We start from the raw sequence: 25892 nt of genomic DNA on the forward strand, positions 1-25892 counted from the left end.
ATCGCCGGCCGCGGGCCAGGGTCGAACGACGTTTCCCCTCCCCGTGAAGACATTGCCGGGCGGCGCGTGCGGGCTGGCCGGCGCGCCCGTGCGGCCCGGCATCCCGCTGGGCAGGGTGAAGCATGGGGTTGCGAATGTCGTCGCGAAGTGATGCGCGCTGCGCTATGTTGCCGAACCCTTTCCGCAGCGAGGCGCAATCCCCGCCATGAACGAAGCCACGGCATTGCCGGCAGTGGATGTGACCGGCGCGGCGGCGCGCCCGCTGGGTCGCCGCGACGCGCGCACCCTGCTGCTGGCCGCGCTGGGCGGTGCGCTGGAGTTCTACGACTTCGTGGTGTTCGTGTTCTTCGCGATCCCGCTGAGCCATCTGTTCTTTCCGCCGGACACCGCGCCGTGGCTGGCCCAGCTGCAGGTGTTCGGCATTTTCGCGGCAGGCTACCTGGCGCGGCCGCTGGGCGGCATCGTGATGGCGCACTACGGCGACAAGCGCGGGCGCAAGCGGATGTTCACGCTCAGCGTGTTCCTGATGGCGCTGCCGACGCTGGGCATCGGCCTGCTGCCGGTGTACGCGCAGGTCGGCATGCTGGCGCCGCTGCTGTTGCTGTTGCTGCGGGTGGTGCAGGGCATCGCGGTGGGCGGTGAAGTACCGGGCGCGTGGGTGTTCGTGGCCGAGCACGTGCCGCCGAAGCGGATCGGTTTTGCCTGCGCCAGTCTTACCTCGGGCCTCACCGTGGGCATCCTGATCGGTTCGCTGGTGGCCGCGGCCATCAACAGCCGGATGACTCCGGCCGAGGTGCTCGACCACGGCTGGCGGCTGCCGTTCCTGGCCGGCGGCGTATTCGGCTTCTTCGCGGTGTGGCTGCGCCGCTGGCTCAGCGAGACGCCGGTGTTCGAGGCGATGCATGCACGCAAGGAGCTGGCCTCGGGGCTGCCGCTGCGGCGGGTGTTCGAACGGCATCTGCCCGGCGTGCTGCTGTCGATGCTGGTGACCTGGATGCTCACCGCCGCGATCGTGGTGCTGATCCTGATGACGCCGACGCTGGTGCAGTCGGCGTTCCATGTCGTGCCGGCGCGCGCGTTCCTCGGCAACAGCGTGGCCTCGTTCGCGCTGACGCTGGGCTGTCTCTTCTACGGCTGGCTGGCCGACCGCCTCGGCTACGCGCGGGCGCTGCTGGCCGGCGCGATCGGCTTGCTGGTGTGCGGCTACGCGTTGTACTTCGACCTGCAGGCCGGTGCCGCGCATTTCGTCGCGCTGTACGCGCTGGCGGGGTTTGCCGTGGGCGTGGTCGGCGTGGTGCCGGCGCTGATGGTGGTGGCGTTTCCGCCGGCGGTGCGTTTTTCCGGCCTGTCGTTCTCGTACAACGTCGCCTATGCGTTGTTCGGCGGATTGACGCCGCCGCTGATCGGCCTGCTGATGAGGCGGTTCGGCGTGCTCGCACCGGCGCACTACGTGGCGTTCACCGCCGTGATGGGTATCGCCGTGGCGGCCTGGCTGCTGTCCGCACGGCGCGCGGCGGTTCCCGCCTAGAACTCCAGTTCCTGCGCCGCGCACAGGTAGTCGACCAGTGGCGCGACCTGCTTGAACGTGGCGACCGTCCACGGCAGCAGTTCGTTCGAGCAGGCCAGCGCCTCGCTGAGCGCGGTGGTGGCGATGAAGTCCTTGCGCTTGAGGTCCGCGATCAACTCGTGCGCGGGGTCGTAGCCGCGCGGCGGACGCACCAGCGATTCGCCACCCAGCTGCAGGTGTTCGCGGAACGCCTTACCCCGGGTGGCGCGCTTCCACGCGGCGGGGTTGTCGACCAGGAACTCGCGGATGTGCTTCAGCGCATCGGGTTCGGGGTGCCACATGCCGCCGCCGGCGAAGCACTCGCCGGGCTCGATGTGCAGGTAGAAACCCGGCGCCTGGATCTCGTGCCGGCGCTGGTGGAAGAAGCGCGAACCCTGCCACGACTTGTACGGCAGCTTGTTGTTGGAGTAGCGCGTGTCGCGGTAGATGCGGTACAGCGAGCCGCCGTTCTTGCGCGGGTCGGCGCGGTAGTGCGCGCTGATCTGCGCCAGCGGCGCCTGCAGGTCGGCGATCAGGCGCAGGAACGGCTCGCGCACGTGGCGCTCGTAATCGTCCTTGTGCGCGTGGAACCATTCGCGGTTGTTGTTGCGTTCGACGGCGCGCAGGAAGCGGAAGGTGGCCGGGGTGAAGTAGCTCTGGGGCATGGCGGGTCTGGAGGGCGGATCGGGTGGGGGATCAGAGAGGTTTGACGCTGGCGGCGAGCTGTTCGCCCCAGGCCTGCAACTGGTCGAGCAGGGGCAGTTTGTCCTGCACCGCGGGATCGCGGCGCAGTTCGCCGAGGCGGGCGAAGTAGTCGTCGAGGGTGAGCCCGGTCAGCGGCGTGTGGCGGGTCAGACGTGCGCGGCGGAAATCTTCCCAGCGCGCGTGTTCGTCGGCATCCAGCGTCTCGGGCCAGTTGCGGGCGCGGTAGCGGAACAGCAGCTCCGGATAGCGCGGATCGCGGAACGGGAACGCGCGCGCGCCCAGTTCCTGCGGCGGGGTGGCGCGTACCTGGGCCAGCAGGCGCTTGTCCGCGTCAGGCAGGAAGCCGCCGCCGTACAGGGCCAGTTCGGGGTCCTCCGGTGGCGGCAGTTCGGCGGCGCGCTGGAAGACGCGGCGCAGTTTCTCGGCGAGTCCGTCGACGGCATGCAGCACGTCGCGATGGGCCTGGCAGCGGGCCAGGTCCAGTTGCAGGCGATCCAGGTCCACGCCCTGCAGTACCGACAGGGGCGCCAGCGCCGGCGCATGGTTCGCGCGCACGGTGCGCAACGGGATGCGCTCGATGCCCTCGGGCAGGTCGGTGCGCGCGGTGAAGATGCGGTCGGCGATCTCGTCCTCGTCCAGCGCCAGCCAAGTGGCCGGATCGGTGGCCAGGTCGTACACGATCACCTCGCCGGCGCGGCTGGGGTGCGCTGCCAGCGGCGCGATCACGGCCAGGCAATGGCGGCTGGCCGGGTAGCGCGAGGACACGTGCACCAGCGGCGTCATGTTCACCACGTCGAGCAGCTCGAACACCTTCTGCTTGCGGCGCAGGCCGTAGTACCAGTCCCATAGCCGTGGCTGGCGCACGCGGATCAGCCGGGCCAGCTCGATCAGCGCATGCACGTCCGACAGCGCGTCGTGGGCGCGCTCCTGGGTGAGCTGGTTGGCGCTGGCCAGGTGCTCCAGCTTGAAGCTGGGCGAACCGTCCTCGCGGGTCGGCCAGACGATGCCCTCGGGCCGCAGCGCCTGGCACATGCGCACCAGGTCGATCAGGTCCCAGCGCGAGTTGCCGTTCTCCCACTCGCGGCCGTACGGCTCGTAGAAGTTGCGGTACAGCATCTGCCGGGTGAATTCGTCGTCAAAGCGCAGCGAGTTGTAGCCCACGCCGCAAGTACCCGGCGCAGCCAGCTGTTCGTGTACGCGGGCGGCGAATTCGGCCTCGTTGATGCCTTCACGCTCGGCCTGCTGCGGGGTAATGCCGGTGATCAGGCAGGCATCGGGATGCGGCGGCATCTCCAGCGGCGGTTTGCCGTAGAACATCACCGGCTCGCCGACGATCTCCAGTTCCGGGGTGGTGCGGATGCCGGCGAACTGCAGTGGGCGGTCGCGCCGCGGGTCGGCGCCGGAGGTCTCGTAGTCGTGCCAGAAGAAGGTCTGCATGCGGGCATGATCGCATGGCCGAAAGCCGGGCCGGCACGAGGGCTGATAAACTGCGGCGCACAAGGAGAGCCCATGAGCCAAGCCCACGAAGACAACCTGATCTGGATCGATCTGGAGATGACCGGCCTCGACACCGACAACGACTCGATCCTCGAGATCGCCACGATTGTCACCGACAAGGAACTGAACGTGCTGGCTGAAGGGCCGGTATTCGCGATCCGCCACGAGATCGACCGGCTGGAATCGATGGACAGCTGGAACTGCAATCAGCACCACAAGTCGGGCCTGTGGCGTCAGGTGCTGATCTCGGAAACCGATCATGCGATGGCCGAGCAGGCCACCGTGGATTTCCTGCGCGCGTGGGTGCCGCCGGGCAAGTCGCCGATGTGCGGCAACTCGATCTGCCAGGACCGCCGCTTCCTGCATCGGCAGATGCCGCGGCTGGAACGCTACTTCCACTACCGCAACCTGGACGTCTCCACGCTCAAGGAACTGGCCCGCCGCTGGGCGCCGGAGATTGCCAGGAGCGTCGGCAAGGAATCGGCGCATACCGCGCTGTCGGACATCCGCGATTCCATCGCCGAACTGCGGCACTATCGCCGCTACATGGGTGAGCTTGGCGGCAGGCTCGAAGCCTGAGCGCCGCGCTGTTCCCGCACATTGACGAGGCCATGAGCATGTCGAACGATCTGTTGGCGCCGGTGCTGGATTGTGCCGGGCGTCCGTTGCGGCTCGACCGCGCGCGCGTGGTCGGCATCCTCAACGTCACCCCCGATTCGTTCTCCGACGGTGGCACGCACGACAGCGTGGAAGCGGCCGTGGCGCACGGCCTGGCGCTGGCGGAGGAGGGCGCCGACATGATCGACGTCGGCGGCGAGTCGACCCGCCCCGGTGCGGCCGAGGTGCCGGTGGAGGAAGAATTACGCCGGGTGCTGCCGGTGATCGAGCAGCTGATTGCGCGCACCACGCTGCCGATCGCGATCGACACCTCCAAGCCGGAAGTGATGCGTGCGGCGGTGGCCGCCGGCGCCGGCATGATCAACGACGTGTATGCGCTGCGCCGCGACGGCGCGATGGCGGCGGCGGCCGAGCTGGGCGTGCCGGTGTGCCTGATGCACATGCAGGGCGAGCCGCGCAGCATGCAGGCCGAGCCGCATTACGACGACGTGGTCGGCGAGGTGCACCGCTTCCTCACCGACCGGCTGTTTGCCTGCGAACTGGCCGGGATCGACCGGCGCAAGGTGATGGTCGACCCGGGTTTCGGCTTCGGCAAGACGCTGCAGCACAACCTGGCGCTGCTGTGCGCGCTGGAACGTTTTGCCGACCTCGGCAGCGGCGCGTACATCGGGCTGTCGCGCAAGGCGATGATCGGCGAGATGACCGGCAGGACGGTGCCCGCCGGGCGTGTCAGCGGCTCGGTGGCGGCGGCGCTGATCGCCGTGCAGCGCGGTGCGCGCATGGTGCGCGTGCATGACGTGGCCGCCACGGTGGACGCGCTGGCGATATGGCGGGCGGTGCACGCGGTTGACGCCGTGCCGCGACGCGCCGACCAGCCGGCCATGCCGCGCTGGCCGGACGACGATTGAGCTTCGGCTCGACCCTGGCCTCCCATTTCCCATGCCATCGGACAGCCCATGACCACACGCAAGTATTTCGGCACTGACGGCATCCGCGGCCTGGTCGGGCAATGGCCGATCAGCGCGGACTTCATGCTGAAGCTGGGCCGCGCCGTCGGCAGCGTGCTGGCGCGCGAGGGCACCAAGCGGCCGAACGTGCTGATCGGCAAGGACACCCGCATCTCCGGTTACATGTTCGAGGCCGCGCTGGAGGCGGGCCTGGTCGCAGCCGGCGCCGACGTGGACCTGCTCGGTCCGATGCCGACCCCGGCGGTGGCCTATCTGACCCGCTCGATGCGCGCGCAGACCGGCATCGTGATCAGCGCCTCGCACAACCCGCACCACGACAACGGCATCAAGTTCTTCTCCGCCGACGGCGAGAAGCTGTCCGACGAAGTCGAGTTGGCGATCGAGCGGGAGGTCGATGCCGCGTTCGTCACCGTGCCCTCCGAACAACTCGGCAAGGCACGCCGGCTCGACGATGCGGCCGCCCGTTACGCGGAATACTGCAAGTCCACGGTGGCCGAGGATTTCAGCCTGCATGGGCTGCGGCTGGTGCTGGACTGCGCGCACGGCGCGACCTACCAAGTGGCGCCGAAGGTATTCGCCGAACTCGGCGCCGAGGTGGTTGCCATCGGCGACAAGCCGGACGGCTTCAACATCAACCGCGAGGTCGGCTCGACCCATCCGCAGGCCCTGCAGCAGGCGGTGCTGGCGCACGGTGCCGATCTCGGCATCGCGTTCGACGGCGACGGCGACCGCGTGCAGCTGGTCGACCGGCTTGGCGTGCTCGCCGATGGCGACGACATCCTCTACCTGCTGGCGCGCAGCTGGCAGGCGCAGGGGAAGCTGCATGGGCCGGTGGTCGGCACGCTGATGAGCAACTACGGCCTGCAGCTGGCGCTGGCCGGGCTCGACGTGCCGCTGGTCCGCGCCAACGTCGGCGACCGTTACGTGCTGCAGCAGCTGAAGCAGCACGGCGGCGTGCTCGGCGGCGAGACCTCCGGCCACATCCTGTGCCTGGACCGGGCCACCACCGGCGACGGCATCATCGCCGCGCTGGCCGTGCTGGAGGCGCTGGTGCGTTCGGGAGAGGATCTGGCCGCGGCGCGGCAGGGCCTGCGCAAGATGCCCCAGGTGATGCTCAACGTGCGCGCGGTCGGTGCGCGCGAGGCGTTGGCCAGCGACCAGGTGCGGCAGGCACTGGCCGAAGTGGAGCAGGTCCTGCACGGTCGCGGCCGGGTGGTGCTGCGGGCCTCCGGCACCGAGCCGCTGGTGCGTGTCACCATCGAGGGAGCCGATGCGGCGGAAGTGCAGCAGTTGGCGGAAAGGCTGGCCGGGACGGTAAAATCCGCCGCCGAACGCTCGTGAACCTGTAGCCGTACCGGGTCGCCATGGATTGGCCCGACGTGCCCCGCCTCTTGCGGTGGCGGATGAATCGACCGCACGCCAACCTGATGACTACAGCCATGAAGAATGTTCCTACTCTCGACATCCGCCGTTACGACACCGACTGCGGCGCCTTCGTCGCCGAGATCGGCGCGGCCTACCGCGAATTCGGTTTCTGCTGCATCAGCGGCCACGGCATTGCGCGCGAGCTGATCGACGGCTCGTACGACGTGTTCCGGCGCTTCTTCGCGCTGCCCACCGACACCAAGATGAAGTACCACCTCGCCGGTGCCGGCGGCGCACGCGGCTATACCCCGTTCAAGGTGGAGACCGCCAAGGACAGCCGGTACGCCGACCTCAAGGAGTTCTGGCACATCGGCCGGGAGATCCCGCGCGACTCGAAATTCGCCGACGTGATGCCGCCGAACCTCTGGCCCGCCGAGGTTCCGCAGTTCAGGCAGTACGGCTACGGCTTGTACCAGGCGCTGGACCAGCTCGGCACCCGCGTGCTGCGTGCGCTGGCCCTGCACCTCGGCGAGGCGGAGAACTTCTTCGAGGACAAGACCGACGTCGGCAACTCGATCCTGCGCCCGATCCACTACCCGCCGATCACGGAAGAGAACATCCCGAACGTGCGCGCCGGCGCGCACGAGGACATCAACTTCATCACCCTGCTGGTCGGCGCCAGCGCGGAAGGGCTGGAAGTGCTCACCCGCGAAGGCAAGTGGTTGCCGATCACCACCGAGGGCGATGCGATCGTGGTGAACATCGGCGACATGCTGCAGCGGCTGTCCAACCACGTGTTCCCGTCCACCACGCACCGCGTGGTCAACCCGAAGAACGAGAACGCGCGCAAGCCGCGCTACTCGGTGCCGTTCTTCCTGCACCCGAACCCGGACGTGGTGCTGGATCCGCTCGATTCATGCGTCACGCCGGACAACCCGCGCCGCTACGACAGCTCGATCACCTCGCACGAGTACCTGCTGCAGCGCCTGCGCGAGATCAAGCTGATCTGAGCCGGGTTTCGGGAGGGCCTGGCGAGACCGGGCCGGCAGTCACGCCATCCAGAAGAACACCGCGGTCATGCGCTTGCTGGCAGCCCCTTCCAGGCCCCAGTACGCGCTGGCGCTGTGAATCAGGTTGGCTTTGTAGACCAGCAGGCGGTTGCAGCGGTGCGTCACGCGCACGTCCTCGACGAAGGCGTTCGGCTGCACGAAGCGGTTGCCCAGCGCCTCGGCCAGGTTGCGGTGCGGCGGCAGCACGATGTTGCCGCCGAGCTGGCCGCCGGGCATGCGCTGACGGAAGAAGCTGGTGCCGCAGTGTTCGGGCACGTCGGGGTTGAGGTACAGCACGGCGGCGTAGCGGCACAGATTCGATGAATCGGTGTGCGGCTTGACCGCCCCCTCGACCGCACCGACCACCTGCACGCAGTTGTGGTTGAGCCGGATGCCGGCCTCGGTCTGCTCGACCCACAGTTTCTTCGCGCCGGTCAGCCGGCGTACCTGCGCCTCCAGTGCGGCCAGTTCGTCGTCCAGCAGGGCGGGGCCGGCGCGCATGCCCGGCCAGACTTCGCCGGTATACGGGTAGCCCATTTCCCAGTCGGTTTTGGCCAGGCAGCGTGCGCGCACCTCGTCGGCGTTCGGCAGCGCCTCGTCGATCACCCAGTAGTCGCGCCCCTCGACGGGCTTGCGGTAGGGCAGTGGACGCATCTGGGTCGGGAACAGGGACATGTCGGTGAAAGCCGGTGGCGAAGATGCGGGCAACAGTAACGGAAGCGGCGACGTCGTCTGGATTCAGGTATTTCGATAGCGCTTCGATTCCCGTGCCGAAAGCCACAGGGCCAGCCGGTCCGGCAGCAACTGCACCAGCGTCTTGATGGTGCGGTTGACCCGGCCGGGGATGTACACGGCGTCGCCGCGCTCGACCGCCGCGATGCCTTGGCGCACCACTTCTTCCGCGCTCAGCCACATGAAGCCGGGCAGCCGGTTCATCTTGTCGCGGGTGCCGGTGACATCGTGGAATTCCGACCAGGTGAAGCCCGGGCACAGCGCACAGACGTTCACGCCGGCCGCGTGGTTTTCCAATGCCAGCGACTGCGAGAACTTGATCAGGTAGGCCTTGCTGGCGGCGTACAGGGTGTGCCCGGCCGGGCCAGGGACGTGTCCGGCCAGCGAGGCAACGTTGATGATGCGGCCGTGGCCGCGTTGGCGCATGCCGGGCAGCAGCCGCCAGGCGAGTTCGGTCGGCGCGGCCAGCAGCACCTGCAGGAAATCCGCGTGGGTTGCCCAGTCGTTGGCGACGAAGGTGCCGGGTACGCCGTAGCCGGCGTTGTTGATCAGCCAGTCCACCTGCCGGCCGCGCCGTTCCAGCTCGTCGCACAGCGTCTGCGCCGCGGTCGGCTCGGCCAGGTCGTGAGGCAGCACGGTGGTCTGGGCAGCATGGCGCTCACGGAGTTCGGCAGCGAGGGCTTCCAGCCGGTCGACACGACGCGCAGTCAGCACCAGATCGTGGCCGAGCGCGGCAAGCTGGCGGGCAAAGGCGGCACCGATGCCCGAGGAGGCGCCGGTGACCAGACTGAGCGGGCGGGGAGGCATCATGCGGCGTTCCGTGTGGCGAATCACACCATTCTTGACCGGAGATTCCCGCTGGCGCCAGTGGCCGCACAGGTTTGCCCATCTTCGGGGCCATCGGTAAGCTTGCGGTTTGACCGCAACGGAAGCAGCCATGCGCAAGAAACTCGTCGCCGGAAACTGGAAAATGTACGGCAGCCGCTCGATGGCCCAGGCGCTGGTGGAGGATATTGCCAGCGGCATGCCGGATGGCATCGACGTGGCGGTGTTCCCTCCCTTTCCCTACATGGCCGAACTGGCTCGGCAGCATGTCGACTCCGGCCTCGGCATCGGCGCACAGGATGTGAGCGAGCATGAAGGGCAGGGTGCATATACTGGCGAAGTCTCCGCCGCGATGCTGGCGGACATCGGCGCACAGTGGGTGCTGGTCGGCCACTCCGAGCGGCGCCAATACCATGGCGAGAGCGACGAACTGGTGGCGCGCAAATTCGCCGCGGCCCGCGCCGGTGGCCTGACGCCAATCCTGTGTGTGGGGGAAACCCTGACCCAGCGCGAAGCCGGCGAGACCGAGGCGGTCATCGCGCGGCAATTGCGGGCGGTGCTGGCACTCAATGGCGTGGCCAGTTTCGACACCGCGGTGATTGCCTACGAGCCGGTCTGGGCGATCGGCACCGGCCGCACCGCCAGCCCGGAGCAAGCGCAGCAGGTACACGCCTTCATTCGTAGCCAACTGGAAAAAGAAGATGTTATGATTGCCCGTCTGACCCGGCTGCTTTACGGCGGTAGCGTCAAGGCGGCCAATGCCGCGGAATTGTTCGCGCAGGCGGACGTGGATGGAGGGCTGATCGGCGGGGCCTCCCTGGCCGCATCCGACTTCCTTGGAATCTGCGCCGCGGCGCATCAGGCGCCACAGGCTCAATAGAAACCTTATGTTCGTCATTTTCAGCGTGTTCTACATCCTGATCGCTGCGGCGATGATCGTGCTGATCCTGCTGCAGAACGGTGCCGGTGCCGATGCTGGCTCGGGTTTCGGCGGCGGCGCTTCGGCCACGGTGTTCGGCGCGCGTGGCTCGTCCACGTTCCTCACCCGTGCCACCGGCGTTCTCGCGGGCCTGTTCTTCCTGCTCAGCCTCGGCATGGGTATCTACCTGCACGGCAACGGCGCACCGCACGCCAGTACGCAAGACCTGGGCGTGATGGGGGCGCTGGCCGACAAGCCTGCTGTGGGCAAGGCGACTCCGGCCAAACCTGCGGCCGGCACGGAAGTGCCGTCGGCGGCTCCTGCCACAACCAACAATGCCGTTCCGGTCGCACAGCCGGCGGCAACCCCCGCTCCGACCCGCAGTCAGGGCGAGGTGCCGGCAGCCACCGAGCCGCCGGCGAAACACTGAGCAACACACCTGCCCAGGTGGCGGAACTGGTAGACGCACTACCTTGAGGTGGTAGCGACGCAAGTCGTAGGGGTTCGAGTCCCCTCTTGGGCACCACATAGAAGGCTTCGCTGAGCGTCACACTGAAGCCGCAGACGAAAAAACCGCCGTTGGCGGTTTTTTTGTTTGCGACGGATCAGGCCGTGAACGTATGCGGGCCAACGATGCGCAGCTCGACGCAAACCAGTATTGGATCGACGACCGCAGCACGCTTTCCGTACAGCGTGCGTAGGCGTCGGCCGACATATCCGCCGCGGTGGACATGACACATTGCGCCCAGACCACGAGGGTGTCGAATGGCCGGCCGGTCATGCCGTTGCCAGCTTCCTCGGGGCAAGGGGGCAGGGGTGTCCATGGTGACGATTTCGCTGAGACAGGCGGTCGCGGGTGACTGGTGCGTCCGTCGCGGCCAGATCACGTTGTTCAGCAACCTGCAACTGGGTGCGGCGATCAAGCTTGCCCGCGAGATGGCTCGTGATGAACATGAGCGACTCGGACATCGGGTCCGCGTGGAAATGCCCGGGCCGAGTTCCGCAATCGTGCTGGCCCATTACGCTGGCGATGATGATGGTGATGGAAGCAGCAGCGATGCCGCCGTGACGCTGGTGGCCTGACGTCGACATTCCCCGACGCAGCCGCCGTCGGCGAGTATGCCGTGCCGAGCGCTTCACCTGGCGAACCGCTTGCAAAGGCGCTCCGTGCGGCCTAATTTCATGCAGCCCAACCAAGGAGGGCGTCAAGTGATCAATGTGGTCCTGGTGGACGATCACGAGCTGGTTCGCACCGGCTTCCGAATGATCTTGCAGCAGCAACCGGACATTCGTGTCGGCGGCGAGGCAGGCAGCGCCGAAGAAGGCCTGCACCTGATCCGGAGCCTGGCGCCGGACATCGCCCTGGTCGACGTGCACATGCCCGGCATGAGCGGGATCGAGCTTACCGAGCGCGTCTGCCGCTCGAAAATGTCCACCCACGTCGTCATCGTGACGGTGGTCGATGACGCACGTTTTCCCAAGCGTCTGCTCGACGCTGGCGCACTCGGCTACTTGACCAAGGGTTGCAGCGCCGATGAGCTGGTGTCTGCCGTGCGCCAGGTGGCCGGTGGCCGGCGTTATCTTGCCCCGGCCGTCGCCCAGCAGCTGGCGCTGGCCACCCTCGACGGCAGCGCCTCGCCGTTCGACGTACTGTCCAGTCGCGAACTCGAAGTGGCGATGATGCTGGTGCGCGGCAAACCGCTGACCATCATTGGCGAACAGCTCAACCTGAGTCCCAAGACCGTGTCCACCTACAAACAGCGCCTGATGGAGAAACTGCACGTGGACCACGTGCTCAGCCTGGCCCATCTGATGACCGTACATGGACTGATCGATACTCCGAATCACCACGTCGGCAATTGATGCAACAGGCCACGCATCCGGGTGATCGGAAGCGGTAAAAAAAACCGGACGTGAGGTCCGGTTTTTTTCGTCGTGCTGCACGGTGGCGTGACCACTCAGCTGTTCGTGTCGCCCTTGTGCGCGTCGGACTCGTCGTGCGAGCGCGGCGAGGCAGGTTCGCTTTCCTCGCTGAGCGACGGCAGCGGCCTTGCCAGGTGATTCGGCTGGGCCAGCAAATCGCCTTGCGTGGGTTGCTGCAGCGAAGTCACGGGATCGGTTGCCGATTCAGGCTTGTCGGTGGCAACCGCCGGTACCGCCACGCTCATCGAAGGGTCGACCTCTTGCGCAAACGGCGCGGTCGGTGCCGAAGCTGTAGCCGACCCGGGAATCACGACCGTCGGGCTTGCCGCAGTCACTGCTGCCAGCGCCGGCTGCGTGCTCGACGATGCCACGACCGTCGATGACACCGTGTCGGAAGCCGGCCGACTGATCGTCGTCGGTGTGGTGGCGGCTATGGTGACGGCCATCGGAAGAGGATCCGCCTTCGTCGCATGGCTATCCCCGGCGCTCATCGCGACTGCGGCAGGTTGCGGTTCTGGCGCAGGCGTGCTCGCCGGGGTAATCCGGACAAGATCGTGTTCGTCAGCCGCGGCCGTTGCCACTGCGGATTTCACCGGGTCGGGAATCGGCGGCAGGGTTGGCAGGTTGAATGCCGTGGCGGCAGGCACCGTGGCACTGATCTCCGCGTCAATGGAAGGCGTGGTGCCCGTTTCGATCGGCCGGGCAGGCATCGGTGGGCGAGCCGGCACGATGGCCGGTGCGGTGTCGCCATCGCTTGCGGCGACCACGGGCGACGATTCACGCGGCGACGGCGCACTGTGCGAAACCGGGGTCGCTGCAGTGGCGTCTGCAATGGCTTCCTCGCGATCCTCGTCGTCAAGCGCCAGGGCGCTGTCGATGTCCGTGCCGTTCGCGGCGGTTTCGTCGTGACGTCGACGCCGGCGGCCACCACGACGACCGCGGCGGCGGCGCGCCTGGCTGCCTTCGGCATCCAAGGGGCTGTCGGCAGATTCGGGCACCGACGAGGCGGCCAGCGGTGCGAGCAACGGCTCGGCTTCCTTCGCGGCATCATCCGGTGGTGCCGCGGTGGGGTGCTCGTCGACGGTGATGCGCGGCTGGCGTTCGACCTTGGGCGACTGCAGCGGATTCGGCTTGCGCTCTGCACGCGCAGGGGTGTTCTCGGTTGCTGCGGCCGGTTTGGGCTGGCGATCCGCCCTGGCGGCCTGGGCCGGGGATTGCTGCGCCGGGCGCGGCTGGGTCTCGTTGCCGCGCTGACGGTTGCCGCGGGCCGGCTGCTGGGCAGAGGGCTTCGACGAGCCTTGCTGGGCGGCCTCGCGCCGCGGCTGACGCGGGGATGGCGCGCCCGAGCTGGCGCTGGGACGATTGCCACGCTCGTCACGACGGTTGCGGCTGCTGCCGTCGCCGCCGTTGTCGACGCGTTTCGGTATCGGCGCGGGTGCTGCCGCTTCCGCGCTGCGGAACCAGCCAAACAGGCGCGAGATGATGCCGCCGCTTGGCGCTGCGGCGACGGGGGCTGCCGCCGCTTGGCGGCGTGCGGCCGGCGGAGCCGCCGCAGCGACCGGTGCGGCGACTTCCTCGCGCACCGGTGCCGGACTGGCCGGCACGATGCCGCTTACGGCAGGCTGCTCGCCGCTGCCCAGGGTCTGGCCCATCTTCGGCAGTTCGCTGGCCTCGACCGCGGTGAGGCGTTCGTAGCTGGGCTTGCTGTGCTCGCCCATCTCCGCCTCGCGGATGCGCTGGATCTCGATGTGCGGGGTTTCCAGCTTCTCGTCGGCGACGATCACCACGTGCGCCTTGTGGCGCAGCTCGATCTCGACCACGCTGGCGCGCTTTTCGTTGAGCAGGAAGTTGGCGACGCTGGTGGGCGCCTGCACCAGCACCTGGCCGGTGTTGTCCTTCATCGCATGCTCTTCGATCAGGCGCAGGGTGGACAGCGACAGCGATTCCACGCCGCGGATGTGGCCGTGGCCTTCGCAGCGCGGACAGGTGATCTGAGTGGCCTCGCCAAGGCTCGGGCGCAACCGCTGGCGCGACATCTCGAGCAGGCCGAAGCGCGAGATGCGGCCGATCTGCACGCGCGCGCGATCCAGCTTCAATGCATCCTTCAGGCGATCTTCCACTTCGCGCTGGTGCTTGGGGCTGTCCATGTCGATGAAGTCGATCACCAGCAGGCCGCCGGCATCCCGGATGCGCGCCTGGCGGGCGATTTCCACCGCGGCCTCGCAATTGGTGTTGAACGCCGTTTCCTCGATGTCGCTGCCCTTGGTGGCCTTGGACGAGTTGACGTCGATCGCGGTCAGCGCTTCGGTCTGGTCGATCACGATCGAACCGCCCGACGGCAGGCGTACCTGGCGGTCGAACGCGCTCTCGATCTGCGTCTCGATCTGGTAGCGGGTGAACAGCGGGGTGTCGTCGCGATACAGCTTGAGCTTGCGCAGGGCGTTGGGCATCACCTGCTGCATGAAATCGCGGGCGTCGTTGTACAGCGGTTCGTCGTCGATCAGGATCTCGCCGATGTCGCTGCGCAGGTAGTCGCGCAGGGCACGGATGAACAGCTTCGATTCCTGGTAGATCAGGAACGGCGCCTTCTGCTTGCTGGCCGCTTCGGAGATCGACTTCCACAGGGTCAGCAGGTAGTCCAGATCCCACTGCAGCTCTTCGGCATCGCGGCCGAGGCCGGCGGTGCGCACGATCAGGCCGACATCGTCGGGCACCGTGACGTGATCCAGCGCCTCCTTCAGCGCCTGCCGATCCTCGCCCTCGATCCGGCGCGAGACACCGCCGGCCTTCGGGTTGTTCGGCATCAACACCATGTAGCGGCCGGCCAGGCTGATGAATGTGGTCAGGGCAGCGCCCTTGTTGCCGCGCTCCTCTTTTTCCACCTGCACGACGACTTCCTGACCTTCCTTGATCAGCTCGCGGATGTTCGCCTTGTGCGGATCCAGGCCGGCGGTGAAGTACTCGCGGGAGATTTCCTTCAGCGGCAGGAAGCCATGACGTTCGGCGCCGTACTCGACGAAGCAGGCTTCGAGTGAAGCCTCAACCCGAGTGATTCGACCCTTGTAAATATTGGACTTTTTCTGCTCCCGCGAAGGGATTTCGATGTCCAGGTCGTAGAGGTTCTGGCCATCGACAATGGCCACGCGCAACTCTTCACGCTGAGTCGCGTTGATCAACATGCGTTTCATGGTGGTAATCCTCGGCTTGGCCGCGCGTCGCGTGCCACGGTGGCGCCACAATGGCGGCCTGCCGGGGATCGCGCCGCTGCGGTTAAGCGGCAAAAAAAACGGCACCGTTTCCGGCGTCGGGATGATTCGGTCAGCTGCGCCTGCCGCCCCGACACCGCAATGGCATCGGACAAACGACGGCCCAAACCGTTACGATGAAAGGGAGTCGCGACCGGCCGCCCGAAGGCAACTGGAGCAATCCTCGCCGACGTTACGGGCGGGCACTCGGCCCAGTCCGGACTTCGGCGGGCAGAATGTAGCGCCCGCCGAGTATCCTATTTCAGCAGGTTTTTTTCAATGCAGACGGCAACTTCCCATGATGCACCTCACGGTGTACGTCAAGTCGAGATCGGCCCCGAGCGGGACGGGCAACGCATCGACAACGCACTCGTGACGCTGCTCAAGGGCGTGCCCAAGAGCATGATTTACCGGCTTTTGCGCACTGGCCAGGTGCGCGTGAACGGCAAGCGAGCCAAGCCGGACACGCGTCTCGCCGACGGCGATACGCTGCGAATCCCCCCGGTGCGGGTGGCGGAACGGCCGGAGGAACGGGCCCCGGCCAGCGGCTTGGTGGCCTCGGTGGCCGACGCGATCATTTTCGAGGACAAGCACTTCCTGGTGATCGACAAGCCGGCCGGCGTGGCCAGCCATGGCGGCAGCGGGGTGAGCCACGGTGCGATCGAACTGCTGCGCGCCACTCGCCCGCAGGAGCACCTGGAACTGGTGCACCGGCTCGACCGCGACACCAGCGGCGTGCTGGTGTTCGCCCGTACCCGGGCGGGACTGACCGGTCTGCAGGCGGCGATCCGGGCCGGCGAGGTGACCAAGCAGTACCTGTGCCTGATGCTCGGCCACCCGTCCAAGGCGAAATTTGACGTGAACGCGCCGCTGCTGAAATCCGTGCTGCAGGGCGGCGAGCGGATGGTGCGGGTGGCCGACAACGGCAAGCCGTCGCTGACCTTTTTCCGCGAAATGGAACAATACCCGAGCGCCCGCCTGATGCAGGCCACGCTGGGTACCGGCCGTACCCACCAGATCCGCGTGCACGCGGCACACATCGGCCACCCGCTGGCCGGCGATCCGAAATACGGCGATCGCGAGATGAACAAGCGCTATCGCGAGATGGGCTTGAACCGGATGTTCCTGCACGCCTCGCACATGAGTTTCGACCTGGACGGGCGTGCCTACAGCTTTTCCGCACCACTGCCGCAAGACCTCAAGGATTTTCTCGACGTGCTGGCGGTGAAGGGCAAGAGACTGGTGTGGATGCAGGAAAAATCACGCACCGACTTCTGATCAGCGCGCCAGCAGGGCATCGACCCGCGCCGCGCAGATGAAATCGTTCAGCGACAGGCCGCCCACGTCGTGGGTCGACCACAACACTTGGCAATGGCCGTAGCCGGCCTCGAGATCCGGGTGGTGGTCTTCCTGGTTGGCCATGAAGCCCACCGCGTTGATGAAGCCCAGTGTGTGGTGGAAGTCACTAAAACGGAAATCCTTGGCGATGGCCATGCCGTCGCCACGCAGCTGCCAGTCCGGCAGTTGCTGCAGCAGTTCGGCCACCTGCGCGGCGTCCAGCGCATGTTCCTTGCCCTTGCGTGGTTGGCAATGCCGGCTGGCCAGGTCGTTGGCGTTCATGGAGGTCTCCATCGGGTTTGAGATTCTGGGAGGGTGAAGCGTCGAAGTTGCCTGCGCAAATGTCAAAGCACGCACCCGGACGCGAAACCGGACTAAAATGGTGCTGTTTCGCCGGTGTAGCCCGCCGGCATCGATTTGGCGACCCTGGAGCAGGCATGATCGAAATCTCGGAACGCGCGCAGCAGCATTTCCTGCGGCTTCTTTCGCAGCAAGGCATCGACGGGCTGGGCATCCGCCTGCGGGTGACCTCGCCGGGCACGCCGGCGGCCAACTGCGAGCTGGAGTTCTGCGAGCCCGCGGACCTGGCCGGTGGGGAGTGGACGATCGAATGCGCCGGCTTCGACTTCCATATCGACGGCGACAGCGCCAGCTGGCTGGACCAGGCCAGCATCGACTTCGAGCCGAACGCCACCGGTGGTCAGCTCAACATCCGCGCGCCGAAGATCAAGGGCGACGTACCCGGCGTGGAAGCGGGCCTGATCGAACGCGTGCGCTATGTGCTGGAAGCGGAGATCAATCCGAAACTGGCTTCGCACGGCGGCCGGGTCAGCCTGCTGGAGATCGATGCCAGCGGTGCCGTGCTGCTGCAGTTCGGCGGCGGCTGTCATGGCTGCGGCATGGTCGACGTGACATTGAAGCAGGGCGTGGAAAAGACTCTGCGCGAGCGGGTGCCGGAAGTGACCTCGGTGCGCGACGCCACCGACCATGCCTCCGGCGAAAAGCCGTACTACGGCAAAGCCGGGGGCAAGTCGGCACTCGCCTGAGTGGCGGCGCGGCCGCCAAAACAAAGGGCCCGCCAGATGCGGGCCCTTTGTTCTTCGTACGACGCCGCGGCGGATTTACTTGTTGCCGCTGATGTGGCCTTTGAGGGTGTCGAGCTTGCTCGGCAGGCTGGAGAAGTACGCCGAAACGTCTTCGATGTCCTGGTCGGACAGGGTGGCCACCATGCCCTTCATGATCGGGTTGTCGCGCTGGCCTTCCTTGTATTCATGCAGCACGCGTTGCAGATAGAGGTTGTACTGGCCGGCGAGGCGCGGGTACTGCGGATCCACCGCATTGCCGTCGGTGCCGTGACAGGCGAAGCAGGTGGCCGCCTTCTGCTTGCCGTTTTCGGCGTTGCCGGCGGCCAGCAATTGGGAGGAAGCGAACGCCAGGATGGCGCCGAATGAAAGCAGGGTGATTGCACGTTTCATGCGGGAAGTCCTTGGCTACTTACTTGGCGAGGCTGGAAAGGTAGGCGGCGATGTTCTGGATGTCGGTGGCCGACAGGCTTTGCGCCTGCGCATCCATGGTCGGATGCTTGCGGCCCCCGCTCTGGTAGCCCTGCAGCGCATTGATGATGTATTGCTCGTTCTGTCCGGCAATTTTCGGCACCGGGTACTGCGGATAGGCATTGGTGTAGCCGGGCACGCCGTGACAACCGGCGCAGGTATAGACCAGTGCACGCCCGGCGGCCTTGTCGCCCTCGGCGTGAAGGCTGGTGGCAAAGAGGGCTGCGGCCACGGTCAGGCCAAGCAATGGCAATCGAGTCATCGAGATCATTCCCACGAGTGCGACGGATACGGAAGTACGCCAGTCACCAAGTATAGACGTTGCGTTAACACCCTAACAACACTCGACTTGACGTTGGTCAATGTTTGCGCAGCACATATCCGATATGGCCGGCTTCATCGCGCGGTATTGGTGTTGCGATGCATGCCCCCATATACTGTCGCAGTCGGATCGTTTTCCCCGGGGGTGTCCTGGCTTCGACGGGGGTAGTGAGATGACTTGGTGCATGCCGAGGGGGCAGCTTTCCTCGTTAATCCAGCAGCAAACTCATAGTTGCCAACGACGACAACTACGCTCTCGCCGCTTAAGGCGTAAGCCCCGAACCCACTTGTGCTCATGCTCGTCGGTGTAGGGTCATTATCATGAGATCGCCGAACGCTGCCGCCTGGCGGTTCTAGGCTAGATCAATCAGGCTGGTTCCGCGGTGCGCCTCGCCCATCGTGCTTGTCGCGGAACGAGATCGAACGGTGAGCTAAGCATGTAGATCCAGGCGTTGAACGCCTTCGGACGCGGGTTCGACTCCCGCCACCTCCACCAACACGAAACCCCCGAGCGATCGGGGGTTTTTTATGGTTCGAAGGTGGTGGCGTCAGGCGGCACGATTGTGCGAGCGCATGGTTCGCTGTTTTTCGATCTGCCAGTCGCGCTGCTTCTCAGTGTCGCGCTTGTCGTGCTCCTGCTTGCCGCGGGCAAGCCCGATCTCGACCTTCACCTTGTTGCCTTTCCAGTACATCGCGGTGGGCACCAGGGTATAGCCCTTGCGCTCGACCGCGCCGACCAGCTGATCGATCTCCTTGCGGTGCAGCAGCAGCTTGCGGGTGCGTCGGTCCTCGGCGACCACGTGGGTGGACGCGCTGATCAACGGCGGAATCGAGGCACCGACCAGGAAAAGCTCGTTCTTCAACACGACCGCGTAGCTGTCGCCGAAGTTGATCCGGCCCGCGCGCAGCGCCTTCAGCTCCCAGCCCTGCAAGGCGACGCCGGCCTCGAAGCGCTGGTCGATGTGGTATTCGAAGCGTGCGCGCTTGTTGAGCGCGATGGTGCCGCCGCCCTTGTTGTCCTTTTCCTTCGTTTTCGCCATGTCCGTTAAACTCGGGCGCGTCGCCCTGTGGTCGGCCCTGTCCCGTGGGGAACGGACTCGTTGAAAGGTGCAGCCATGGATAGCCGCTTCCTGATTCCCGCCTTCAAGGACGAATGCAAGAACCATCGAGGATCGCCGTGATCGAAATTCGTCGCAGTGCGCTGGTGAAGTATTCACCAGCGCAGATGTTCAACCTGGTCAATGAGGTTGAAGCATACCCAAAGCGCTTCTCCTGGTGTGCCGGGGCCGAGATCCTCGGGCGCAACGGCGATACCCTGGTGGCGCGGCTGGATCTCACGTTTGCCGGGTTTCACCAGAGTTTCACCACGCGCAACACGATCGACCCACCGCGGCGCCTGCGCATGGATCTGGTCGACGGCCCGTTTCGCAGCCTGGAAGGCACGTGGGATTTCATCGCGCTGGGCAACGCCGGCTGCAAGGTCGCGTTCGCGCTGGATTTCGATTACGCCGGCCGGCTCGGTGGAGGCGCCTTGAAACTGGGCTTCCAGGGATTGGCCGGTCGCATGGTGGACGACTTCTGCCGCGAGGCGGAGCGGGTCTATGGTTGAGCCTACCATTCGCGTCGAGGTGGTTTACGCCGGAGCGGGGCAACCGATCCGGCGTCGCGTCGAACTGGCCGATGGCAGCACCGTGATGCAGGCGATTGCTGCTTCGGGAATCGCCGCCTTGCTTCCGGGCGATGCGATTGATCCAGCTCGCCTCGGCATGTTTGCGCGAAGGGTGACACCAGAGCGGCTGCTGCGCGAAGGAGACCGGATCGAGATCTGCCGGCCACTGGTACTTGATCCGATGGAGACGCGCCGTCGACGCGCTCGTTGAGGATCGGCCCGCCAGGCTCAATGACCGTCGTTGCCGCCCGGATTGCCGCCCTGGCCGAAGCCGCCGTCGTTCTTCTTGTCGTCCGGTGACGTGCTCTTGTCGCCCTGGGTCTCGTTGACCGGGTAGCCGGCGTTGTATTTCTTGCTGTCCTTGATCAACTGCTGGGCATCCTGTGCAAAGAAATCGCCCTCGGTGCGCACCAGGGTGTCGTTGTTGAAGGTCAGGGTGAAGGTACGCACTTTCATCGCGCCGCCGCGGTGCGCCAAGGTCGATACGTAATCCCAGCGGCTCTGGTCGAACGGCGTATTCACCGAAGGCGTGCCCATCAGCACCAGAACCTGGTGCTTGGTCATGCCGGGCTTGAGCTGATCCACGGTTTTCTTGTCGAGCAGGTTGCCTTGCTGCACGTCGGGCTTGTAGACGATATGGCAGCCGGCGACGGAGAGCGCCAGCATGGCGAAAACCAGCAGGGTGATCAGCTTTTGCATGCGTGTTGCGTCCGGATCGTGAAGGTGTCGGATGATACACTACCGGCTCGGAAACGCCGTGTGCGGGGTGAGTCATGGAACAGGAAACCAAAGAGCTGCGCAGGGTTGGCCTCAAGGTGACTCATCCGCGCATGCGCATCCTGCAAATCTTCGACGAGGAGGGCACACAGCACCTCACCGCCGAGGATGTCTACAAGAAACTGCTGGCCCACCAGGAAGACATCGGCCTGGCCACGGTGTATCGCGTGCTGACCCAGTTCGAGGCAGCGGGCATCATCGTCAAGCACAATTTCGAAGGTGGCCAGGCTGTCTACGAGCTCGACCGCGGCAAGCACCACGACCACATGATCGATGTGGACAGCGGAAAAGTGATCGAGTTCATCAGCGAAGAGATCGAACGACTGCAGCACGAGATAGCCGCGAAGCACGGTTACGTGATCGAGGATCACAGCCTGGTGCTGTACGTGCGGCCGAAGCAGCGCGCGCACAAAAGCTGAGGGGCGTGCCGACCGCGGAGCATCGGCCCGGGCGTAAGGGCGCAGGCAGACGGACATAAAAAAGCCGCGGAGAGGACTCCTGTCCACCCGCGGCTGCTCCGCTACCTGTCGGTCGGCGACGCGAATGGCTCGCTGTCGCCTTTTGACTCTCGCCAGGTAGCGGCGAAACGGCATCCTGCCGTTGTTTCAGAGCCTCCGTCCCCACGGCGACCCTGATCCACCATCTCGCGATGGTGGCTCCCCCACATCGATGGAAGGATGCTAACGAGGGCTTCACGTTTCCGGTATCGGAAAAATTCCTAGTTTCACCGGCTGTTTTCGGAGAAATGGTTGTTGCCCCGCAGCAAAATCCGCAGGTGGACACCGGCCGGGGTGGGACGCAGACGGAACTGCCCACCCAGCGAAGTGACCCGGTCGCGCATGCCCTGCAGGCCGCGACCACCCCGGGGCAGTCGACTGGGCAGACCGGTGCCGTCATCGCGCAGATCGAGCAGGGCCACCGCGATGCCCTGGCGTTCGCCGATGCGCAGACGCAGACGGAACTCGCTGGCCTTGGCATGCTTGACGGCGTTGGTCGCGCTCTCCTGCACCAGCCGGTAGATCGCGGTGCGCGTGTCGTCGTCCAGCAGGCGCGGATCGCCGTGCAGTTCGGTACAGTAGGCCATCCCGGCGGCGTTCAACAGGTCGCGGATCGGACCCTCGTCGAGTGCGCGCAGCAATCCGAATTCGTCCAGCACGGCAGGGCGCAGGTCGTCCAACAGGCGGTGCAGGGCACGCCGCATATGGGCCAGGATGGTGTTGATCGAGGTACTGATGTCCTCCATGCCGGCCTGCAGCAGGCGTGCCTGGGCCAGTTTCACGTGGGTCTGGATCGCGGTGATGTTCTGGCCCAGTTCGTCGTGCAGTTCGGCGGCCAGGTGCCGGCGCTGGTTCTCGTCCGCCTGCAGGTTGCCGCGGGCGGCATCGCGCAATTGATGGGCCAACTGATCCAGGCGGCGATTGACCGCGCCCAGGTAGACGTTCTGCTCGGCGACTCGCTCGCTGCTCCGGCGCAATGCATCGGTGGCCGAACCCAGCATCAGCGCACCGGTCCCGGCCACGGCCAGGAACAGATAGGCCGCGGCGTTCGAGGGGGCGTGGCCCAGGTGCTGGTCGGCCAGGGTCATGCCGAGGCTGGTGATCAGCATGGCCAGGCTGGCGCCGCGCCAGCCATGGCGGAATGCGAAGAACAGCACCGGCGCCAGCGACAGCACGCGGGCGAATTGCGGCTGGGGAGCGGCTTGCTCGGACAGCACCAGCAGGATCGTCATGGAAGGCAGCATCACCAGCAGCCCATCCATGAACAGGCTGACCAGGGCGCGCTGCTCGATCCGGGTACGCAGCAGCATGATCATCAGCGGCACGATCAGCAGGATGCCCAGGTAGTGGCTGAGCAGTTCCTCGCCGAGTACGCCGATGATCAATTCCGGCGAGCCCGGCGTGCTGACCAGTGCCAGCAGGGCGGCGTCGACGGCGGTGGTGGCGGTCACCACCAGCACCACGGAAAGCAGCAGGCGGGTCACTTCCTGCGGACTGTGCAGGCTGGCGTGCAGGTTGAATCGCCGCAGCAGCCACAAGCCGGCGGCCATCACCAGCGGCTCGGGCAGCTCGTCGATGGCAAAGCCGAGCCAGCCCTGCGGCAGGCCATGGGCCAGGCCGATGCCGGCGGTGGCGACCAGTTCGCCACCCAGCAGCCAGCCCCAGTAACGGACCGGGGTCAGCAGCAGGGCGCCGAAACGCAGGCCGTACGGCAGCATCCAGTACGGCTGCACCGTCAGCCACAGCAGCAGCCACAGCAACAGGTAGCCGGCGGCAAGCAGCGGGCCGGAGTCGGGCAGGCGTAGGGGTTTCAGGCGCATGCGCGGATGTTACATGTGCGCCGCGGCGCGGTGGCCGGCCCGGCTGTCGGCGAGCCGGATGTGCATGACCGGGGAGTCCCTGTGTAAAGTAGCGGGATGTACAGCATCGTTCTGGTTGATGACCATGCCATCGTTCGCGAGGGTTTCAAGCGGCTGATCGAGATGGAGCCCGATCTCGACGTGGTGGCCGAGTGCCGCAGCGCCGACGACGCGGTCGAGGCGGTGGGACACTGGCACCCCGACCTGGTCGCCCTCGATCTTTCGCTGCCGGATGGCAGCGGGTTGCCGCTGATCGAACATTTGCTCAGCGTGCATGCGCAAACCCATGTGGTGGTGCTGAGCATGCACGACGGCGAGCCTTACGTGTCCGAAGCGCTGCGTCGCGGCGCCAGTGGCTACGTCACCAAGGGCGTGGCACCGGAGGAACTGGTGGCAGGCCTGCGTGCAGTGATGCAGGGCGAGTGCTTCCTCAGCTCCGACTTGCGCCAGCGCCGGGCCGACCGGCCGGATGCGGCGCTGGACCCGATCAACCGGCTGACCACACGCGAGCGCGAGGTCTTCCTGCTGCTGGCCGGTGGTCGCGCGCCGAAGCAGGTAGCGGCAGAACTGGGTATCGGCCAGAAGACGGTCTACATCCATCGTGCCAGCCTGATGGGCAAACTTGGCGCCGGTTCGGAACTGGACCTGTACCGGATGGCCACCGAGCGCGGGATGTTGCCGCCGGCCGGGTGAGCGGTCGCCGGATCAGACGGTCTGCGCGCGCTCCAGCATCTGCTTCGCATGGGCCCGCGTCTCGCGGGTGATCTCGACGCCGCCCAGCATGCGGGCCAGCTCGTCGCGCCGGCCGGCAGCGTCGAGCCGTTCGATCTGGGTACGGGTGGCGTCGCCATCGCTGGACTTGCTGACCCTGAGATGCGCATGGCCCTGGGCGGCCACCTGCGGCAGGTGAGTGACGCACAGCACCTGGCGCTGGACGCCCAGCGCACGCAGTTTCTGCCCGACCACTTCAGCGACCGCGCCGCCGATGCCGCTGTCGACCTCATCGAAGATCATGCTGCCGATGGTGTCCTTGCCCAGAGTGGCCACTTCGATCGCCAGGCTGATGCGCGCCAGCTCGCCGCCGGAGGCCACCTTGCGCAGCGGCCGCGGCGGCTGCCCGGGGTTCGCGCTCACCAGCAATTCGCAGCGCTCCTCGCCCTGCGGGTCCGGCTCGCTGCCGGCGGATGGCTCCAGCTCGACGCGCAGCAGCCCGCCGGCCATGCCCAGTTCAGCCATCAACGTGCTGACTTCGTCGCCAAGCCGGTCGCCGGCCGCCGCGCGCGCCGCGCTGAGCCTGGCCGCCGCACCGACGTAATCGTCCTGCAGCCGCCGGCGTTGCTCCGCCAGCCGTTCCAATGCGTCGCCGGCGCCTTCGAGCTCGGCTAGTTCGGCCTGCAGGGCGGCCAGCCGGTCGTGCAGCTCGGCCACCGGCAGTCGGTGCCGGCGCGAGAGCTCGTGCAGGCGGGCCAGATGGTTGTCGACTTCGGTGAATCGCTGCGGGTCGAGGTCGACATCCTGCGCATAGCGCGCCAGGCCGTCGGCGGATTCGCCGAGCTGGATGCCGGCATTGTCGAGCAGTTCCAGCAGCGGGTTCAGCCTGTCGTCGAGCGCAGCCAGCTTGCCGAGTTCGGCGTGGGCCCGGCCGAGAGCGCGGCGCAATGCGAATTCGCTGTCGCCATCGAGCAGCTCGACCACGCCGGCGGAGCCTTCGGCCAGACGGCCGGCGTTGGCGAGGCGTCGGTGGTCCGCCTCCAGTTCGGCCAGTTCGGCAGGAGGCAGCGCCCATTTCTCCAGTTCGCCGATTTCATGGCGCAGCAGTTCGATGCGCTGGCCACGATCGTCGCCGCCGCTGAGCTTGCGCATGCGCGCACCCAGCTCGCGCCACTGCACGGCGCTGTCGCGCACTTGCGCCAGCAGCTCATCGTGGCCGGCGTAAGCATCCAGCAGGGCGAGCTGGTGTGGGCGCGACAGCAGCGCCTGGTGCTCGTGCTGTCCGTGGATCTCGACCAGCAGCGCGGCCAGCTCGCCGAGCTGGCGGGCGTTCGCGGGGCGGCCGTTGATCCAGGCCCTGGAACTACCCTCGGCGCGGATCACCCGGCGCAGCTGGCAGCCGCCGTCCTCATCCAGTTCCTCGCGCTGCAGCCAGTCGCGCGCGGCGGGCAGTCCGGTCAGATCGAATTCGGCCGCCAGTTCGGCGCGATCGCTGCCGGCGCGTACCATGCCGCTGTCGGCACGGGCGCCGGCCAGCAGCATCAGCGCGTCGACCAGCAGCGATTTGCCGGCACCGGTCTCGCCGCTGACCACGGTCAGGCCCGGGCCGAACGCGACCTCGGCGGCTTCGACGACGGCGAAATGGCGGACGTAGAGCGAAGTGAGCATGGGCAGGCTGGTGGTGGAATGGCGGGATTGTAGCGGCAGCCCGGCGGCACAAGACACCGTTCCACTTGCAAGCTGCGCGCGCAGACCTTATTTCTGTAGCGTCTCAA

The 25892-nt window shown here is 66.5% G+C and carries 27 protein-coding genes, 1 tRNA gene and 1 other RNA gene; 17 read left to right on the plus strand and 12 right to left on the minus strand.

The features are described from left to right. Positions 1-205: 205 nt before the first annotated feature. Complete coding sequence (locus RHOOR87_RS19165) at positions 206-1528, plus strand: MFS transporter (RefSeq protein ID WP_043795478.1); 1323 nt, start codon at positions 206-208, stop codon at positions 1526-1528. Here RHOOR87_RS19165 and RHOOR87_RS0110135 read toward each other — a convergent pair. Together RHOOR87_RS0110135 and sbcB are read right to left on the minus strand one after the other, a co-directional pair. Beyond that, positions 1525-2211 (minus strand): DUF2461 domain-containing protein, encoded by a 687-nt coding sequence (locus tag RHOOR87_RS0110135; RefSeq protein ID WP_027484952.1) that lies wholly within the window; start codon positions 2209-2211, stop codon positions 1525-1527. The genes RHOOR87_RS19165 and RHOOR87_RS0110135 overlap by 4 nt on opposite strands. Positions 2212-2242: 31 nt before the next feature. After that, entirely contained in the window at positions 2243-3688 is a 1446-nt protein-coding gene (gene sbcB, locus RHOOR87_RS0110140; RefSeq protein ID WP_015447926.1) for an exodeoxyribonuclease I, read from the minus strand. 72 nt (positions 3689-3760) lie between these two features. Between sbcB and orn the strand changes: the two genes are divergently transcribed. From orn to RHOOR87_RS0110160, 4 genes are all read left to right on the plus strand, one after another. After that, on the plus strand, positions 3761-4327 hold the full coding sequence (gene orn / locus RHOOR87_RS0110145) for an oligoribonuclease (protein ID WP_007508188.1): 567 nt from the start codon (positions 3761-3763) through the stop codon (positions 4325-4327). A 32-nt stretch (positions 4328-4359) separates the two neighbouring features. Next, a complete protein-coding gene (gene folP, locus RHOOR87_RS0110150) occupies positions 4360-5274 on the plus strand; it encodes a dihydropteroate synthase (protein WP_007508190.1) in 915 nt (304 codons plus the stop codon). A gap of 48 nt (positions 5275-5322) precedes the next feature. Then, positions 5323-6675, plus strand: a complete 1353-nt coding sequence (gene glmM, locus RHOOR87_RS0110155; protein WP_007508193.1) for a phosphoglucosamine mutase — start codon at positions 5323-5325, stop codon at positions 6673-6675. 98 nt (positions 6676-6773) lie between these two features. After that, positions 6774-7709 carry a 2-oxoglutarate and iron-dependent oxygenase domain-containing protein gene (locus RHOOR87_RS0110160; protein ID WP_007508196.1) on the plus strand — a complete coding sequence of 312 codons (936 nt, stop codon included), beginning with the start codon at positions 6774-6776 and terminating at the stop codon, positions 7707-7709. Positions 7710-7748: 39 nt separating this feature from the next. Here RHOOR87_RS0110160 and RHOOR87_RS0110165 read toward each other — a convergent pair whose 3' ends face one another. Together RHOOR87_RS0110165 and RHOOR87_RS0110170 are read right to left on the minus strand one after the other, a co-directional pair. Next, entirely contained in the window at positions 7749-8423 is a 675-nt protein-coding gene (locus RHOOR87_RS0110165) for a DUF6445 family protein (protein WP_027484953.1), read from the minus strand. A 63-nt stretch (positions 8424-8486) separates the two neighbouring features. Beyond that, entirely contained in the window at positions 8487-9287 is an 801-nt protein-coding gene (locus RHOOR87_RS0110170; RefSeq protein WP_196806978.1) for an SDR family oxidoreductase, read from the minus strand. Positions 9288-9417: 130 nt separating this feature from the next. On the opposite strand from RHOOR87_RS0110170, the gene tpiA reads away from it, so the two are divergent. The 5 genes from tpiA (at position 9418) to RHOOR87_RS0110200 (ending at position 12087) form a co-directional block, all read left to right on the plus strand. Beyond that, the gene (gene tpiA, locus RHOOR87_RS0110175; protein WP_007508202.1) at positions 9418-10185 is read left to right on the plus strand and encodes a triose-phosphate isomerase; all 768 of its coding nucleotides are present in this window, start codon (positions 9418-9420) and stop codon (positions 10183-10185) included. 7 nt (positions 10186-10192) lie between these two features. Continuing rightward, a complete protein-coding gene (gene secG, locus RHOOR87_RS0110180; protein ID WP_007508204.1) occupies positions 10193-10654 on the plus strand; it encodes a preprotein translocase subunit SecG in 462 nt (153 codons plus the stop codon). A gap of 11 nt (positions 10655-10665) precedes the next feature. Further along, positions 10666-10750, plus strand: a tRNA-Leu gene (locus tag RHOOR87_RS0110185). Between the two features lie 296 nt (positions 10751-11046). After that, positions 11047-11307: a hypothetical protein gene (locus tag RHOOR87_RS0110195; RefSeq protein ID WP_007508206.1), complete on the plus strand. Its 261-nt coding sequence runs from the start codon at positions 11047-11049 to the stop codon at positions 11305-11307. 126 nt (positions 11308-11433) lie between these two features. Next, on the plus strand, positions 11434-12087 hold the full coding sequence (locus RHOOR87_RS0110200) for a response regulator (protein ID WP_007508208.1): 654 nt from the start codon (positions 11434-11436) through the stop codon (positions 12085-12087). Positions 12088-12182: 95 nt separating this feature from the next. On the opposite strand, the gene RHOOR87_RS0110205 is transcribed toward RHOOR87_RS0110200, so the two are convergent. Continuing rightward, entirely contained in the window at positions 12183-15335 is a 3153-nt protein-coding gene (locus tag RHOOR87_RS0110205) for an Rne/Rng family ribonuclease (RefSeq protein WP_027484955.1), read from the minus strand. A 336-nt stretch (positions 15336-15671) separates the two neighbouring features. On the opposite strand from RHOOR87_RS0110205, the gene RHOOR87_RS0110210 reads away from it, so the two are divergent. Next, a complete protein-coding gene (locus tag RHOOR87_RS0110210; RefSeq protein WP_027484956.1) occupies positions 15672-16670 on the plus strand; it encodes an RluA family pseudouridine synthase in 999 nt (332 codons plus the stop codon). On the opposite strand, the gene RHOOR87_RS0110215 is transcribed toward RHOOR87_RS0110210, so the two are convergent. Further along, a complete protein-coding gene (locus tag RHOOR87_RS0110215) occupies positions 16671-17012 on the minus strand; it encodes a 4a-hydroxytetrahydrobiopterin dehydratase (protein WP_027484957.1) in 342 nt (113 codons plus the stop codon). It lies immediately after the preceding gene. Between the two features lie 155 nt (positions 17013-17167). Here RHOOR87_RS0110215 and RHOOR87_RS0110220 point away from each other — a divergent pair, with 155 nt between their 5' ends. After that, complete coding sequence (locus RHOOR87_RS0110220) at positions 17168-17776, plus strand: NfuA family Fe-S biogenesis protein (protein WP_007508219.1); 609 nt, start codon at positions 17168-17170, stop codon at positions 17774-17776. 75 nt (positions 17777-17851) lie between these two features. On the opposite strand, the gene RHOOR87_RS0110225 is transcribed toward RHOOR87_RS0110220, so the two are convergent. Beyond that, the gene (locus RHOOR87_RS0110225) at positions 17852-18205 is read right to left on the minus strand and encodes a cytochrome c (protein ID WP_027484958.1); all 354 of its coding nucleotides are present in this window, start codon (positions 18203-18205) and stop codon (positions 17852-17854) included. Positions 18206-18224: 19 nt separating this feature from the next. Then, positions 18225-18545 carry a cytochrome c gene (locus RHOOR87_RS0110230; protein ID WP_015447696.1) on the minus strand — a complete coding sequence of 107 codons (321 nt, stop codon included), beginning with the start codon at positions 18543-18545 and terminating at the stop codon, positions 18225-18227. Positions 18546-18745: 200 nt separating this feature from the next. On the opposite strand from RHOOR87_RS0110230, the gene ssrA reads away from it, so the two are divergent. Next, positions 18746-19100: a transfer-messenger RNA gene (ssrA, locus tag RHOOR87_RS19845) on the plus strand. 52 nt (positions 19101-19152) lie between these two features. On the opposite strand, the gene smpB is transcribed toward ssrA, so the two are convergent. Further along, a complete protein-coding gene (gene smpB / locus RHOOR87_RS0110235; protein WP_007508226.1) occupies positions 19153-19644 on the minus strand; it encodes an SsrA-binding protein SmpB in 492 nt (163 codons plus the stop codon). Positions 19645-19781: 137 nt separating this feature from the next. Here smpB and RHOOR87_RS0110240 point away from each other — a divergent pair, with 137 nt between their 5' ends. Together RHOOR87_RS0110240 and RHOOR87_RS19850 are read left to right on the plus strand one after the other, a co-directional pair. Beyond that, on the plus strand, positions 19782-20213 hold the full coding sequence (locus tag RHOOR87_RS0110240) for a type II toxin-antitoxin system RatA family toxin (protein ID WP_027484959.1): 432 nt from the start codon (positions 19782-19784) through the stop codon (positions 20211-20213). Next, on the plus strand, positions 20206-20484 hold the full coding sequence (locus RHOOR87_RS19850; RefSeq protein ID WP_081700002.1) for an RnfH family protein: 279 nt from the start codon (positions 20206-20208) through the stop codon (positions 20482-20484). The genes RHOOR87_RS0110240 and RHOOR87_RS19850 overlap by 8 nt, the downstream gene beginning before the upstream one ends. Positions 20485-20501: 17 nt before the next feature. On the opposite strand, the gene bamE is transcribed toward RHOOR87_RS19850, so the two are convergent. Next, entirely contained in the window at positions 20502-20972 is a 471-nt protein-coding gene (gene bamE, locus RHOOR87_RS0110245; protein ID WP_007508233.1) for an outer membrane protein assembly factor BamE, read from the minus strand. Positions 20973-21046: 74 nt separating this feature from the next. Here bamE and fur point away from each other — a divergent pair, with 74 nt between their 5' ends. Continuing rightward, on the plus strand, positions 21047-21469 hold the full coding sequence (fur, locus tag RHOOR87_RS0110250) for a ferric iron uptake transcriptional regulator (protein ID WP_007508235.1): 423 nt from the start codon (positions 21047-21049) through the stop codon (positions 21467-21469). Positions 21470-21774: 305 nt separating this feature from the next. Here fur and RHOOR87_RS0110255 read toward each other — a convergent pair whose 3' ends face one another. Then, on the minus strand, positions 21775-23367 hold the full coding sequence (locus RHOOR87_RS0110255) for an MASE1 domain-containing protein (RefSeq protein WP_007508237.1): 1593 nt from the start codon (positions 23365-23367) through the stop codon (positions 21775-21777). A 96-nt stretch (positions 23368-23463) separates the two neighbouring features. On the opposite strand from RHOOR87_RS0110255, the gene RHOOR87_RS0110260 reads away from it, so the two are divergent. Continuing rightward, on the plus strand, positions 23464-24099 hold the full coding sequence (locus tag RHOOR87_RS0110260) for a response regulator transcription factor (RefSeq protein WP_007508239.1): 636 nt from the start codon (positions 23464-23466) through the stop codon (positions 24097-24099). 12 nt (positions 24100-24111) lie between these two features. Here the strand turns inward: RHOOR87_RS0110260 and recN are convergent, their stop codons facing one another. Further along, positions 24112-25785 (minus strand): DNA repair protein RecN, encoded by a 1674-nt coding sequence (recN, locus tag RHOOR87_RS0110265; RefSeq protein WP_027484960.1) that lies wholly within the window; start codon positions 25783-25785, stop codon positions 24112-24114. Positions 25786-25892: the final 107 nt, after the last annotated feature.

This window comes from Rhodanobacter sp. OR87 (assembly GCF_000473345.1).
In the GTDB taxonomy this organism is placed as follows: domain Bacteria; phylum Pseudomonadota; class Gammaproteobacteria; order Xanthomonadales; family Rhodanobacteraceae; genus Rhodanobacter; species Rhodanobacter denitrificans.